The sequence below is a fragment of the Prochlorococcus marinus str. MIT 9401 genome (genome assembly GCF_000760095.1).
In the GTDB taxonomy this organism is placed as follows: Bacteria; Cyanobacteriota; Cyanobacteriia; order PCC-6307; family Cyanobiaceae; genus Prochlorococcus_A; species Prochlorococcus_A marinus_I.
The window spans coordinates 1-12,709 of record NZ_JNAR01000012.1 but is presented as its reverse complement, the minus strand read 5'-3'; the positions used below and the strand labels follow the sequence as shown (position 1 = coordinate 12,709).

18 protein-coding genes and 2 rRNA genes are annotated in these 12,709 nt (G+C 30.7%); 11 read left to right on the top strand and 9 right to left on the bottom strand.

Annotation, left to right across the window (positions count from 1 at the left end):
* Positions 1-318, bottom strand: coding sequence for a hypothetical protein (locus EV01_RS0108880; protein WP_002805817.1), 318 nt, complete (start codon positions 316-318; stop codon positions 1-3).
* Between the two features lie 91 nt (positions 319-409).
* Here EV01_RS0108880 and EV01_RS04740 point away from each other — a divergent pair, with 91 nt between their 5' ends.
* The gene (locus tag EV01_RS04740; protein ID WP_011817836.1) at positions 410-625 is read left to right on the top strand and encodes a Nif11-like leader peptide family natural product precursor; all 216 of its coding nucleotides are present in this window, start codon (positions 410-412) and stop codon (positions 623-625) included.
* Between the two features lies 1 nt (position 626).
* On the opposite strand, the gene EV01_RS04745 is transcribed toward EV01_RS04740, so the two are convergent.
* The gene (locus tag EV01_RS04745) at positions 627-1,112 is read right to left on the bottom strand and encodes a hypothetical protein (RefSeq protein WP_032517459.1); all 486 of its coding nucleotides are present in this window, start codon (positions 1,110-1,112) and stop codon (positions 627-629) included.
* 322 nt (positions 1,113-1,434) lie between these two features.
* On the opposite strand from EV01_RS04745, the gene EV01_RS04750 reads away from it, so the two are divergent.
* Both EV01_RS04750 and EV01_RS04755 read left to right on the top strand, forming a co-directional pair.
* Positions 1,435-2,964 (top strand): phytoene desaturase family protein, encoded by a 1,530-nt coding sequence (locus EV01_RS04750; protein WP_032517458.1) that lies wholly within the window; start codon positions 1,435-1,437, stop codon positions 2,962-2,964.
* Positions 2,965-3,081: 117 nt separating this feature from the next.
* Positions 3,082-3,285, top strand: coding sequence for a hypothetical protein (locus EV01_RS04755; protein WP_025922916.1), 204 nt, complete (start codon positions 3,082-3,084; stop codon positions 3,283-3,285).
* Positions 3,286-3,296: 11 nt separating this feature from the next.
* Here the strand turns inward: EV01_RS04755 and EV01_RS04760 are convergent, their stop codons facing one another.
* The gene (locus EV01_RS04760) at positions 3,297-3,587 is read right to left on the bottom strand and encodes a TIGR03894 family protein (RefSeq protein ID WP_011817831.1); all 291 of its coding nucleotides are present in this window, start codon (positions 3,585-3,587) and stop codon (positions 3,297-3,299) included.
* Positions 3,588-3,677: 90 nt separating this feature from the next.
* A complete protein-coding gene (locus EV01_RS04765; RefSeq protein WP_032517456.1) occupies positions 3,678-3,884 on the bottom strand; it encodes a hypothetical protein in 207 nt (68 codons plus the stop codon).
* A 303-nt stretch (positions 3,885-4,187) separates the two neighbouring features.
* Here EV01_RS04765 and EV01_RS04770 point away from each other — a divergent pair, with 303 nt between their 5' ends.
* A complete protein-coding gene (locus EV01_RS04770) occupies positions 4,188-4,496 on the top strand; it encodes a hypothetical protein (protein ID WP_032517455.1) in 309 nt (102 codons plus the stop codon).
* A gap of 277 nt (positions 4,497-4,773) precedes the next feature.
* Here EV01_RS04770 and EV01_RS09730 read toward each other — a convergent pair whose 3' ends face one another.
* Positions 4,774-4,911 carry a hypothetical protein gene (locus EV01_RS09730; protein WP_193741403.1) on the bottom strand — a complete coding sequence of 46 codons (138 nt, stop codon included), beginning with the start codon at positions 4,909-4,911 and terminating at the stop codon, positions 4,774-4,776.
* Between the two features lie 154 nt (positions 4,912-5,065).
* Here EV01_RS09730 and EV01_RS04775 point away from each other — a divergent pair, with 154 nt between their 5' ends.
* Positions 5,066-5,575 carry an alternative oxidase gene (locus EV01_RS04775; RefSeq protein WP_032517454.1) on the top strand — a complete coding sequence of 170 codons (510 nt, stop codon included), beginning with the start codon at positions 5,066-5,068 and terminating at the stop codon, positions 5,573-5,575.
* Here the strand turns inward: EV01_RS04775 and EV01_RS04780 are convergent.
* Positions 5,572-6,006 carry a hypothetical protein gene (locus EV01_RS04780; RefSeq protein WP_032517453.1) on the bottom strand — a complete coding sequence of 145 codons (435 nt, stop codon included), beginning with the start codon at positions 6,004-6,006 and terminating at the stop codon, positions 5,572-5,574. The genes EV01_RS04775 and EV01_RS04780 overlap by 4 nt on opposite strands.
* A 364-nt stretch (positions 6,007-6,370) precedes the next feature.
* On the opposite strand from EV01_RS04780, the gene EV01_RS09725 reads away from it, so the two are divergent.
* Positions 6,371-6,508, top strand: coding sequence for a hypothetical protein (locus EV01_RS09725; protein WP_002807298.1), 138 nt, complete (start codon positions 6,371-6,373; stop codon positions 6,506-6,508).
* A 451-nt stretch (positions 6,509-6,959) separates the two neighbouring features.
* Positions 6,960-7,208: a DUF3104 domain-containing protein gene (locus tag EV01_RS04785; protein ID WP_032517452.1), complete on the top strand. Its 249-nt coding sequence runs from the start codon at positions 6,960-6,962 to the stop codon at positions 7,206-7,208.
* Positions 7,209-7,277: 69 nt separating this feature from the next.
* Here EV01_RS04785 and EV01_RS04790 read toward each other — a convergent pair whose 3' ends face one another.
* On the bottom strand, positions 7,278-8,168 hold the full coding sequence (locus EV01_RS04790) for a GNAT family N-acetyltransferase (protein ID WP_032517451.1): 891 nt from the start codon (positions 8,166-8,168) through the stop codon (positions 7,278-7,280).
* Between the two features lie 156 nt (positions 8,169-8,324).
* Here EV01_RS04790 and EV01_RS04795 point away from each other — a divergent pair, with 156 nt between their 5' ends.
* From EV01_RS04795 to EV01_RS04810, 4 genes are all read left to right on the top strand, one after another.
* The gene (locus EV01_RS04795; protein ID WP_032517450.1) at positions 8,325-9,716 is read left to right on the top strand and encodes an aldehyde dehydrogenase family protein; all 1,392 of its coding nucleotides are present in this window, start codon (positions 8,325-8,327) and stop codon (positions 9,714-9,716) included.
* A gap of 72 nt (positions 9,717-9,788) precedes the next feature.
* Entirely contained in the window at positions 9,789-10,550 is a 762-nt protein-coding gene (locus tag EV01_RS04800) for a LysM peptidoglycan-binding domain-containing protein (RefSeq protein WP_032517449.1), read from the top strand.
* Positions 10,551-10,630: 80 nt separating this feature from the next.
* On the top strand, positions 10,631-10,840 hold the full coding sequence (locus EV01_RS04805) for a photosystem I reaction center subunit IV (RefSeq protein WP_012007121.1): 210 nt from the start codon (positions 10,631-10,633) through the stop codon (positions 10,838-10,840).
* 4 nt (positions 10,841-10,844) lie between these two features.
* Positions 10,845-11,723, top strand: coding sequence for a DNA-formamidopyrimidine glycosylase (locus tag EV01_RS04810; protein WP_032517448.1), 879 nt, complete (start codon positions 10,845-10,847; stop codon positions 11,721-11,723).
* Positions 11,724-11,766: 43 nt separating this feature from the next.
* Here EV01_RS04810 and rrf read toward each other — a convergent pair.
* Positions 11,767-11,883, bottom strand: a 5S ribosomal RNA gene (rrf, locus tag EV01_RS04815).
* 61 nt (positions 11,884-11,944) lie between these two features.
* Positions 11,945-12,709: ribosomal RNA gene (locus EV01_RS04820) — 23S ribosomal RNA — on the bottom strand; the annotation flags it as partial.

Sequence of the window (12,709 nt, the reverse complement as noted above, 5' to 3'; positions counted from 1 at the left end):
TTAATCATCTAAAGGCACAGAATCAGTATCTATAACTTCCGAATCATCATAATTATTTATTTTATTTTCAATCCAGTTATTTATATAACTAACTAAAGGTAATGAACCTCTAAAAATAAAAATAGAGGTAGGCAAAGCGCTTAATAATCCGACTACAGGACTTTTAAAAAGTAATCTTCCGGCTTTTATGTTAAACAAAATAATAAGCGCTGAGGGTACTATAACTTTAACTACTGTTTTGAGCGCCTCAAGCCAACCGACACGATATATCCACCATATTAAAATTATGCCAACTATATATAGGAATAAGTAAGTCATAAAAATAGTATAATGATTATCTATTTATCTTGTTCTTGCTAAGAAAAAGATTTTATAAATTTCTTTAACATCAATCAATCAAATTCTAGTAATGAGTTTTTCTGAAATAAGAAAATTTTTAATTAAGATGCAATCTGATGAAGAATTAAAAAAGCAGGTTACTACATCCTCTACAGCAGATGATGTAGCCCTAATAGGTCAACGCTTAGGTTATGACTTTTCAGGAGATGATCTCTTAAGATTTAATGGACAAAAAGTTGATAAAGTTACCGTAAGAAAGGTAGATCATCCAGGAGAATACCACTAAATTAAGACTTAACCCATATTGCAAGCCCTCCGCCTCTGCCTCGAGCACACAACCAATTATCTTTAGTACTAATTCCTACAAGTGAGAAAAAAGGCATTCTTTTATCTTCTGGTTTTTTTAATTCCTTATTAAATATAGGAAAACTACTAATACTAATTTTTAATTTTTCAAAATAGAAAGCCAATAAAGGTCTAATCCCTTTTAATTCTGCGTTGCCTATAAAAGTGATATTTAATAATCCGAAATTAATTGAATTTTTTATTTCATAATTTATTTGATCCTCTTTATTTTTACTTTTCAGTTCGAGTCTTGCCGACAATACTTGGAGAATGGAACTGGGTATATTTTTGATTTCATCTGACTCCTTTCCCCATACATACTTAAACTTCCATATTCCTAACAATTCCTCATATGCAATTCCGCTACCATTTTTTTGGGAATTTTTTTCTAATAGTTTTATCTCATTAATATCAGGAAATTGTTTCATAATAGATTTTTATCTAAGATTCAAATACTAAGATAACTCTATAAAAAATGTTCTTTGTTAAAAATATCTCCAAAAAGATTTTTTTATTTCAAAATATTTCCAAAAAAATAATTTTATGGCACACATAAGGAACAAGATCTCGTTATAGTATTTACATAAAGTAACTAAATCAATGGATTTTATTTCTAAAAGTCAAGGATACATCCCTTTAAAAGCAGTCCCTTACATATTTTTCTTAGCTGTTGTACTAAGTATTACAACTTCTACTAATACATTTGTTTAAAACTAGTTAGTTGCGCCTGAAGAGTAAAGTAAATATTTAATGGAAAAGTACGATGTTGTAATAGTTGGTAGTGGTATAGGGGGATTATGTTGTGGTTCGATTCTCGCTTTATCAGGCAAAAAAGTACTTATATGTGAAGCTCATAGCCAGCCAGGTGGTGTTGCCCACAGTTTCAAAAGAAATGGTTACACTTTCGAATCAGGTCCTTCCTTGTGGAGTGGAATAGGTAAATGGCCGACAACTAATCCCCTAGGGCAAATTCTTAAATTACTTGATGAAGAAGTTGAACTATTTCAATACAAAGGTTGGCAAGTAATTGTCCCAGAAGGCAATTTTAATCTTGATGTGGGGGAAGAACCTTTTAAACAAACAATTAAAACTTTAAGAGGTGAGAAATCTGTTAAAGAATGGGAATCATTTATTTCCGGAATAAAACCTCTTAGCCAAATAATAAATGAAATACCATTACTTTCTTTTTCTCCCGAATCAATAAATTTCTTAGATCTAATAAATTTAACACCAAAATTTTTACCTAATATCAATCAAATACCAAAAATTAATAAAGGATTTGGGAATTTAGTAAATAATCATCTAGAGGATCCTTTTCTCAGAAATTGGGTTGATTTATTGAGCTTTTTGATAAGTGGTATGTCAATGCATGATACAAATACAGCTGCGATGGCTACTTTATTTAACGAATGGTTTGAACCAAATTCATACCTTGAATACCCCAAAGGAGGTAGTGAATCTATCGTAAAAGCCTTAATTAATGGATTTAAAAAAAATGGAGGAGAATTAATTCTTTCTTCGAGAGTAAAGACTATTAACTTCAATAAAAATTTAGCCACAGGTATAACTCTTAATAATGGTTCTAGTTATAGTTGTGAATCTGTGGTCACGAATACTGATGTTTGGAATTTAAAAAAGTTAATTCCAAATGAAATTTCAAAAAGATGGAATACAAAAGTTTTGAACCCTAATAAATGTGATTCTTTCCTTCATATACATCTAGGTTTTGATGCTGATGGTCTTGAAAATTTGCCAATACATGCGATACATGTTGATGAATGGGAAAAAGGTATAACCGCAGAAAGAAATATAGCTGTATTTTCAATCCCATCTGTTTTAGATAAAAATATGGCCCCTGAAGGAAAACATGTTCTTCATGGATATACTCCCGCAAATGAACCTTGGGAAATTTGGGAAAACCTAAATCCAAAGGAATTAGAATATAGAAATTTGAAAGAAGAAAGATGTTCAATACTCCTTAATTCAGTGCGAAAATTCATCCCTGATATAGATGAAAGGATTGATTTAAAGATGCTAGGAACCCCAATCACTCATAAAAAATTCACCAATACCTATTGCGGCAGTTACGGCCCTGCATTATCTGCAGCAAAAGGTCTTTTCCCAGGCTGCAAAACTCCAGTGAAAAATTTATTTACTTGCGGTGCAAGTACATTTCCAGGTATTGGAATTCCTGCTGTTTCAGCAAGTGGCGCTTACGCAGCTGAAAAAATTATTGGTAAAAAAGAATTTAAAACTCTTCTAAAGAAAATAAATTTATGAATCAAGTTCTTTTTTATAACTCTACAAATACTTAGTTAAGAAATAAGAATAAAGAAAGCAAAAACGTTCAATAATGATAATCTTTATTTGAACATAAACTTAACTTATAGCTCTTATATGTTTTTCTTATCAATTCCTCAAGCCTGGCATTTAGTTGGCACTTGGTCAGAACAACTTCCAAACGAGTCGAATCTTATAGGAATGGGCCAAACAGAATTAATGATGACTTTACATTCAATATTCGTTCCTCTCTTACTTGTAATTTCATATTATCTATTCAATAGACTTAATAAAAACGAATCAAAGAAAATTAAAGGATGATCGTTTAAGGTTTATTTAGCTGAACTTCTTCTAACTACTTTTCTGCCTGTAGAAGTATCAACTCCGCTTGAATCTTTAGTTTGTGAATTAGTTTCAACATTATCAACATCACTTTTATCCATTTCTGCGCAAACACCTACTACCATGGCGGCTTGCATTTGATCTGGTAAATCTCCAATAGTTAATAAAGCCTTTAAAACTAATTGAAGTCGAGTTTGCCGATCTATTTCAGGTCTTAGTTTTTTTACGGTATTCCAAAGTTCTTGGGTAACTTCTTTTAAAAGTTCTCGATCAACAGCCAAATTAAATCCTTCTTGTATTTCTACTAATCTAACAAAAAATGGGATCTCGTAAAATAATATTCAATAAAAAGATTGTTAGTTAATATTTTTCTATCCGAATACAAGCTGCATTTGTTGGTGCAATTCAATCTTCTCTTGCAAAAGTTTATCTTTTTCAATCTTTTTTAGAGTAGAAGTTCTATAAAATTTTTTTTGAATCTTTATTGGAGTATTTTCAAACTTTACATTTTTGCTTATTAGAAAATTCCACTCTTTTGAATTAAAAGGGGCATAAGGAGAAGATGAAATCACTTTCATACCTTAATAATACATCTGTACTAATTATAGTACAGGTTTACTATTATGCAACAATTGAATCAATCTTTTTCTTAATTTTCAAAGTGTCTTTAATAATGGATTGATTTTTTTTATCTAATTTGTAGGAATTATAAGTTTGATAAATGAATAAAAGTATAATGTGTAACTAATTGATCCCTTTTTTTAGTGTTCTAAGACTTATCTTGCTTAAAAACCTCTTAAAGTAGCCAATTTGTTGAAATTAACATTGACAAGATATATTTAGTAATCCTTCCTATAAAAAGAATAATGAATTGATCAAAAATGCTTCTTAGTAATGCAAAAAGACTAAAAATCCAAGGGATAATCAAAAGAATTGCTCAAGATAAATCAATTACATTAGAAGAAAGGATATTTGTTGAGAAATTTGCACACCATAATTCAACGATTTCTCTTTGGCTGAAAAAAGCTAACAGCTTTAGAAGGAATGGTACAAAAAATGATGGAGGGATTGATAACCTTTTACAATCATTTGGGATAGATGGACTAGATAAAGAAAATCATTTTAACCCTAATGAAGATGATATATCGGATTGGTTTGGCGGCGCTCCTGGTTGGCTAAGGAGAAGCTAGCTCAATAAATTATTCAATTTACCCAGGCAATCTTACACAAATATATACTCATAAAAGATATAAATACCCAAAAAACCCATGGTATAAATTTAAGCGGCACTAAATATTTTTTTGAAAAGGTTTTCATATAGATTTTTCTTTTAGATTATTTCTTCCTTACCGTTTTTGAAAATAGGTTTAATTGCTCTATATAAAAAATTAAACAAAATTGGAAAAAACTCAAAGATATTAAATCACTTTAAGTAGATAAAAGTTAATCAGCCTCAATCATCACAATCTAAGCAACTTTATTTTGAATGTTCATTGTAAAATTTACTTTTGACTCATCTTGTTCTGAATTATTCCATAATTTTATAAGTCTTTCTAATTCATCAATCCTCTTTTTGGCATTTGCAATTTTTTCAGTAGTTGTCATGTAAAGTTTTTATCTATCCAATTAATGCATGAAAAAAAAATATTTCAATGGAAGTAACAATTTTTAGACTATAAAGATTAATTTTTGGTTAACAAGTTCAATAAATTATAGCCCTCGAAGGTTGAGTAATTATACTTAAAGAAAAACTAAATTCATGAAGAAATTAAATTCTTTGATTTTGAATAGTACAGTTAACTTCTTAGACTTCATATACTCTGGTAGGTCTTTACAAAGATTTTGGGTTTTAGAAGTTATAGCTAGATCACCTTATTTTGCATTTCTTTCAGTTCTTCATTTTAAAGAATCCCTAGGAATTAAAAATGAGAAAACAATGATTTTAATGAAAGAACATTTTTATCAAGCTATTAACGAAACTGAGCATCTTAAAGAAATGGAGAAAAGAGGAGGAGATAGATTCTGGATTGATAGATTTTTTGCGAGACACCTTGTACTTGTCTATTACTGGATCATGGTTTTTTATTATTTCCTTTCTCCAGCTAATGCTTATGATGTCAACATAAAAATCGAAGAACATGCATTTGAAACTTATTCCAAATATTTAATAGATAATCCTAATGATCAAAAAATAAAAGAAATTGCTCAAGATGAATTAAATCATGTCCAAGAACTTAACGAAGCTTTGTCAATGCTTACAAAAGTTTAGATTAGTGCTGAGAAATCTATTAGCATTATTGAGAGTATCACCGAAGAAGAAATTAATCCTAGGCTAATCATTAATGAGACATAACCTTTTTTTCTAGGCAATATATAAAAAGATATTCCAATAATTAATATCATTATTAATGAGAAAAAAATTATAATTTTCTCATTTACTAAATTGAGATGTATAACTAAATTTTTTTCTTCAAAAAATTTGAGAAATTCAGATAAAACTAATTCTTTTTCTATTTTCTTAAAATAGTCAAATGAGCTTATAAAAGCAGAACTTAATAAAGATAATGCCACCAGTGCAGTAACTGGCTTTGTTAACCTGTTAAGTGTTCTGTTAAAACTTGCCAATAAAATAAGAATAAATAAAGAGGTTACTAAAGGTATTAAAGGTATAAGAGTTGTTGAATTTATGAAATTTCCCACGAAAATAATATGTATCTAACTTAAAATTTTATATTATTTCGACGCGTTATTTTATTAAATAAGATTTTTTAAAATCTAAAATGTAATTAGTACCTATTGCATTCTGTGTTAATTGATACCAAAATTAAATTAGTATCGAAAAATAAAATGTTAGCCATTTCTGAAATTATTATTGCAAGTGCTATCTTCCTAGGAATTGTATATTGGGAAGTTAAATTCCTATATAACAAGCCTTCTGTAGTTAAATGAATTCACTAAAAAAGGAAAATTAAAAACATAGAAAATTTAAATAAAATTTAAGAATTTAAATTGACAAAAAAACCTCTCAATATGAGAGAATAAACACAAATAATTAATTCCTCTAATGAGCGAAGTCCAAAATCCTAATACTAACTCAACTCAGCAGCAACAACAGCAACAGCAACAATCCTATTCAGACAGCAAAATTAATTCTGCTGAGAGCGAGAGACTTTATCTTGAGATGAAAGAAGCTTGGCTTTAAATTTAATTCGTGTTTGAAATAATATTTCTTTAATTTTTTTTTAATTTTGAAGTAATCAATACTTTTTTTTTTTCTATACCCTTTAAATTTTGTTTAACCGCAAGAGTAATTTTTGAGAAAATTAAAACAGTTAGAAAAAATTAAAGGAAGTCTCGCAATGGGAGGGTTTATATATTTAGTTTTTACAAAATTAGTTTCCAACCGTGCCGACATATTAGACCAGCTTAAATCTTATTTAATTTAAGAAATGAATTGGAAATATTATCCAGGAATATTTCTTTCTATATAAGCGTCGGTTAAAGCTAGAATTAACCCCAATAATGTTGAAAATATAGCAATTTCAGTTGATCCCATTTTATTTTTGAATTACCCCTAGTTTGCTAAATAATTCAAAGTTCAGCAACAAGACTAATAACTTACTATAGTACGTATATACTATTAGTTATTTATTATGAGCTCAGCAACTCCTGAGTTTCTTTTCGTTAGGCCTGGTGATTATGTCGCAATTAAAAAAGAAAATTGCGAATATACCAAGGAAAAGGATGAAAATTATTGGGTCGGTCAAGTTATCGACTGTATTGGAGGAGCTAGAAATCCAAATTCATGGACCTTGTTTCAAGTTGCCAATATTGACAATGGAGAGATCACTATAATCAATGCCGATATTGTAGAAAAAATTTTGAAACCTTCTGGAAGGTAATCTTAATCAAACAAACTTCTTTCAGTATTACAGAAACAAAAGGCAAAATGCTCGCTTTAAAGGGAATTATTACCCCAGTTCTAAGCAGGCAAGTCCGTATACTTGATTCATTGGGCAGGGAGGTTGAATGCCTTTATACATTCTGTAAGTTTTTGATATTTCCTCAAATCCCAAACTTGATAACAGATAATTTGCATAAGGATTCAGATTAGAGCAATCCAATAAGATTTGAGCATTTAAATCACCAACTAACTCCCTTATTAATAATTCAGCAAGTGGTGGGGTATCCGCTAAAAGAGGGCCAATTCTCCAACCTTGCTCATTATCCTCCAATACACAAGGTCTTATCCTGCCAAATCCATGGCACATCCCATTATTATCGACAATTGCACTGACATTACCATGAGAATTTTTCAACCAGTCATTTAGAAAATGTGGTCTGGGACTAGGTTCTCTTTGATCATCATAAATTAAGACTGCTTCAGAAGAAATTTTATTACCTGGGACAACTTTAAAAGAATGAAATTGATCTTTATAGAAATTTCTCAATGGCAAATCTTGAGAACCATTTAATTTCCATCGATTTGTAATGGAAGACTTTCTAAACCCCCACTTGGAATAATCATTTAATCTATCTGGGGCAGCCTCAAGACCAATACAATCAACATTTTTTAAATATTCGAGGGCATGTTTCCATAATTTCACTCCATATCCATTATTTCGGAATTCTTTTTTAACGATAAATAAACCTATAAAACCATATGAGGAATTATATTTTATACATGCAATGGAACCTATGGGATTATTTTCTAGACAAGCTACCCATAGCCCTTGTTTATCTGTATTTCTATAAATTGACACGTCATCCATTCCAGGAGAAAATCCTTCTAACCTTGCCCAGTTTGTGACTTCTGGAATTTCATTTATTGATATCAATCTAATTGAAAATTTTTCCCTCATAGAAATATACTAACCAAGAAAAATTCAGATTTTCAAAGATGATATAAATAAATTTGATTATTACTGATAAATCATTCATTTTGATTTAATCGGCTAAGAACCTGAGTTATTCAGAATTTATCCTCTGATATATTTAATACTATTCATAGGAATAAAATGAAAGTTTCTGATAAATTTCATTTGGAAGAAATTAATAAATTAAAAAATACAGTTCTCACTGGTAAAACAGAAGATATAAAATGGCGGATCCAACATATCAATAAAGTTTCTCAGCTTTTGGATGAAAATAAAAAAGAGATAATAAAATCACTTTTTGTTGATCTAGGTAAATCTGAAATTGAGGGGCTTTCAGAAATTCTTTTAGTGAAAGAAGAAATTTCACTAATAAAAAAGAAACTCAATTCTTGGATGCGACCAAAAAAGATTGATACACCTTTTTATCTATTTCCATCAACTTCCAAAGTTATTTATGAACCTCTTGGATGTGTCTTAATTCTTGGTCCTTATAATTATCCATTACTTTATGTTTTAAAGCCATTGGTAAATATTTTCTCAGCAGGAAATACCGCAGTTATAAAACCATCAGAGAAATGTCCTGCGACATCAAAACTTATTAAAAAGCTTACTTCCAAATATTTCCATAAAGATGTCCTAATGACAGTAGAGGGTGATTATAAACAATCCATAAAATTAATTGAACAAAATTTTGATCATATATTTTTTACAGGAAGTACTGAAACAGGAAAATCTATAATGAAATTAGCTTCTAAAAACTTGACTCCATTAACTCTTGAGTTAAGTGGAACAAATCCTGTAATTATTTTCAAGAATGCAAATTTAGAAGTGGCTGCTAAAAGGATTGTTTGGGGTAAATTTTTTAATTCTGGTCAATCCTGCATAGCTCCGAATCATATCTTTGTAGATAAAGAAATTGAAAATATTTTTATAGAAAAATTAAAGAAATGCATAGTAAGTTTTTACGGAGATAATCCAATTATTTCCGAAAACTTATCAAAATTAGAGAAAAAGCAATTTACATCAACTTTAGAAATTCTCAAACAATTTAAAAAAGAAAAAAGAATTTTATTTGGGGGGACTTTTAGTAAAAAAAAGTTGAAAATAGCTCCTACAATTTTGAGAACTAAATTAAATGAAACAGATATTTTGCAAAAAGAACTATTCAGTTCACTACTTCCAGTAATTGGATTCAATGATAAGGAATCAGCTTTAAAACAGATTAATCAAACATCAAAACCATTAGCAATCTACTTATTTGGAGGCAATAAAAAAATTCATAATCATATTTCAAAAGTAACCAGCTCAGGAACAATTTGCATAAATGATGTGATGTTACCAGTCCTTATTCCAAATTTACCGTTTGGAGGCGTTGGGCAAAGTGGTATTGGTAAATTTCATGGAGAAGAAGGGTTTCGAAATTTTTCAAATCAAAAATCTATTACTTTTAAAGGTTTTTTATTTGATTTAAATCTGAGATATCCCCCCTACGAAAGAGTAAAGAAATTTTTAAAGTTTATTTTTCAGGTTTAAATTAATTAAATTGTTTTCAAATACCTAGCGATTTTAAATTTAAAGATTATCTTTAAATAAATAGTGCGTTTTATGAAATTTGCATTTTTAGTAATTGCTATATTTATTAATTTCTTTAATCAGTCATTGATAAAATCAGAAGAAAAGATATTTTCAGAAAAAAATAAAATTGAGAATATAGTTAGAAAAGAATCAATTACTGAAAAAAAAAGTGAAGTAAAAAAAATTCATATTGTAAAAAGCGGAGATACAATATCAAGTATTTCAAAATTATATTCAATAAATAAAGATTTAATTATTAAATTGAATAACTTAAAAGATGAAAATTATATCTTTGTTGGCCAAAATCTAATTATCTCCGAATCTACTGAAAATCTTAAAAAACAATCAAATTTAGTAAATTATTATCATATTGTTCAAAATGGTGAAAATCTTACTGAATTATCAAACAAATATAATTTAAAAGTAATCGATCTAATAGAGATTAATAATCTCAATAATCCTGATTCAATAAAAGTTGGTCAAAAACTCAAAATAAGAAAAAAGAACATAATTAATTCAGAAAATCATGAAGCAACTGAAAATAAAAAAAATAATGACTTAAATGAAATAGATAAAAAAATTTATGGTCCTTTAATTGTTCAAAGTAAATCAAATAAAAATATTAAAGGTAGACAAGTTTTAAACGTGCTAAATCAAGAAAATAAAAAACTAATTCTTTCAATCAATTGTGATACTGACGAATTAGATGTAAGAGTACCTGGCAGAAAATGGATGGGAAGTAAGAATGCTAAAGAGGAATTCGAAAAGGATTTGATAAATGATTTTTGTTAGAACTTTAATTAATTTGTGTGAATAATTTGTCTAAAGCTATTAATAATGAGCTATTGTCAAATCAAGTTAATCCTAATCAAATGGCAATTGCAAGAGGCGATTTCGTAAGAATAAAAAGACCAGAATCATACTGGTACAACGAAATAGGTAAAGTTGCTTCTATTGATAAAACAGGTATTAAATATAATTGCACTGTTAGATTTGATAAATGTAATTATGCAGGAATTAGTGGAACTGCTGAAGGGGCAACTACAAATATGTTTGCAGAAAGTGAATTAGAAAAAGCTTAAATAATTGCCTGAATTACCTGAAGTTGAAACTGTTCGCAGAGGTTTAGAGCAAAAACTTAATAACTTTATAATCAAAAAAGTTGAAGTCTGCAGAGACTCAACAGTTGCATTCCCAAAAAACAAATCAGAATTCATTAAAGGACTTCGGAACTCACTTATTTATAAATGGGACAGAAGAGGAAAATATTTAATAGCTGAATTAAAAGAAGTTCAAAATGATAATACTCAATATCCTCTAGAAAATGCACAAAATAACGGATTTCTTATAGTTCATCTTAGAATGACTGGCTATTTCAAATTCATCAAAAACTCTACTCCACCCTGTAAACATACAAGAATAAGATTTTTCGATAAAAGCAATTATGAGCTTAGATACATTGACGTAAGAAGTTTTGGCCAAATGTGGTGGATTGAGCAAGGGTTATCGCCAAATAAAATAATCAAAGGATTAGGTTCATTAGGACCAGAACCATTTTCTAAAGAATTTGATACAAAATACCTCAAGAAAGTTATTTCGAAAAGAACAAAATCTATAAAAGCTATTTTATTAGATCAAACAATAGTGGCAGGTATAGGTAATATTTATGCTGATGAAAGTTTGTACTCGGCTGGCATATCACCTTTTAGGGAAGCTCAAACGATAAAGAAGAATGAGTTAATCAAACTTAAAGAATCAATCGTATCTGTATTAAAAAAAAGTATAGGTTCTGGCGGGACGACATTTAGTGATTTTAGAGACTTGGAAGGAGAGAATGGGAATTTTGGTTTACAGACAAATGTGTATAGGAGAACTGGTAAAGAATGTCACAAATGTGGAAATTTAATTGAAAGGCAAAAAATTACAGGAAGAAGTACCCATTGGTGTCCTAAATGCCAAAAATAAAAAAGGGCTCACTCTTGAAGAGTAAACCCTTTTAAATATTTTTACCTGGCATTGAGCTATTTTCTCAAGGGGCTACCCCCTAAATATTTTCGCCGCTGATGCGTTTCACAACCGAGTTCGAGATGGATCGGAGTGGTTCCACATCGCCATGAACACCAGGATAGTATGAACCTTGAAAACTGCATAGAAAATATAAATTAAAAACAATAAATTAAGTTTATTTGGTCAAGCCCTCGGTCTATTAGTACTCCTCCGCTGCACTTGTTACCAAGCTTCCACGTAGAGCCTATCAACGGGTGTTCTTCCCGTGACCTTACTGGCTTAAGCCATGGCAATACTCATCTTGAGGTGGGCTTCCCACTTAGATGCTTTCAGCGGTTATCCACTCCGCACATGGCTACCCAGCGTTTACCGTTGGCACGATAACTGGCACACCAGAGGTGCGTTCCTCCCGGTCCTCTCGTACTAGGGAGAAATCCTCTCAATATTCCTGCGCATACACCGGATATGGACCGAACTGTCTCACGACGTTCTGAACCCAGCTCGCGTACCGCTTTAATGGGCGAACAGCCCAACCCTTGGGACCGACTTCAGCCCCAGGTTGCGATGAGCCGACATCGAGGTGCCAAACCTCCCCGTCGATGTGAACTCTTGGGGGAGATCAGCCTGTTATCCCTAGAGTAACTTTTATCCGTTGAGCGACGGCCCTTCCACGCAGAACCGTCGGATCACTAAAACCGACTTTCGTCCCTGTTCGACTTGTAGGTCTCACAGTCAAGCTCCCTTCTGCTTTTGCACTCAACGACTGATTTCCAACCAGCCTGAGGGAACCTTTGTGCGCCTCCGTTACCTTTTAGGAGGCGACCGCCCCAGTCAAACTGCCCATCAGATACTGTCCGCTTCCCGGATAACGGGTAAGCGTTAGAACCCTAGCTCTGAAAGAGTGGTATCTCACCGATGACTCAATAGTACCCACAAGCACTATT

Excerpts from the sequence above, each read along its gene's own strand:
- EV01_RS04770 (WP_032517455.1), top strand. The coding sequence starts at position 4,188 with ATGCTTCTTAGTAATGCAAAAAGACTAAAAATCCAAGGGATAATCAAA.
- EV01_RS04785 (WP_032517452.1), top strand. The coding sequence starts at position 6,960 with ATGAGCTCAGCAACTCCTGAGTTTCTTTTCGTTAGGCCTGGTGATTAT.
- EV01_RS04740 (WP_011817836.1), top strand. The coding sequence starts at position 410 with ATGAGTTTTTCTGAAATAAGAAAATTTTTAATTAAGATGCAATCTGAT.
- EV01_RS04765 (WP_032517456.1), bottom strand. The coding sequence starts at position 3,884 with ATGAAAGTGATTTCATCTTCTCCTTATGCCCCTTTTAATTCAAAAGAG.
- EV01_RS04805 (WP_012007121.1), top strand. The coding sequence starts at position 10,631 with ATGGCAATTGCAAGAGGCGATTTCGTAAGAATAAAAAGACCAGAATCA.
- EV01_RS09725 (WP_002807298.1), top strand. The coding sequence starts at position 6,371 with ATGAGCGAAGTCCAAAATCCTAATACTAACTCAACTCAGCAGCAACAA.
- EV01_RS04775 (WP_032517454.1), top strand. The coding sequence starts at position 5,066 with ATGAAGAAATTAAATTCTTTGATTTTGAATAGTACAGTTAACTTCTTA.
- EV01_RS04750 (WP_032517458.1), top strand. The coding sequence starts at position 1,435 with ATGGAAAAGTACGATGTTGTAATAGTTGGTAGTGGTATAGGGGGATTA.
- EV01_RS0108880 (WP_002805817.1), bottom strand. The coding sequence starts at position 318 with ATGACTTACTTATTCCTATATATAGTTGGCATAATTTTAATATGGTGG.
- EV01_RS04745 (WP_032517459.1), bottom strand. The coding sequence starts at position 1,112 with ATGAAACAATTTCCTGATATTAATGAGATAAAACTATTAGAAAAAAAT.
- EV01_RS04790 (WP_032517451.1), bottom strand. The coding sequence starts at position 8,168 with ATGAGGGAAAAATTTTCAATTAGATTGATATCAATAAATGAAATTCCA.
- EV01_RS09730 (WP_193741403.1), bottom strand. The coding sequence starts at position 4,911 with ATGACAACTACTGAAAAAATTGCAAATGCCAAAAAGAGGATTGATGAA.
- EV01_RS04795 (WP_032517450.1), top strand. The coding sequence starts at position 8,325 with ATGAAAGTTTCTGATAAATTTCATTTGGAAGAAATTAATAAATTAAAA.
- EV01_RS04755 (WP_025922916.1), top strand. The coding sequence starts at position 3,082 with ATGTTTTTCTTATCAATTCCTCAAGCCTGGCATTTAGTTGGCACTTGG.
- EV01_RS04800 (WP_032517449.1), top strand. The coding sequence starts at position 9,789 with ATGAAATTTGCATTTTTAGTAATTGCTATATTTATTAATTTCTTTAAT.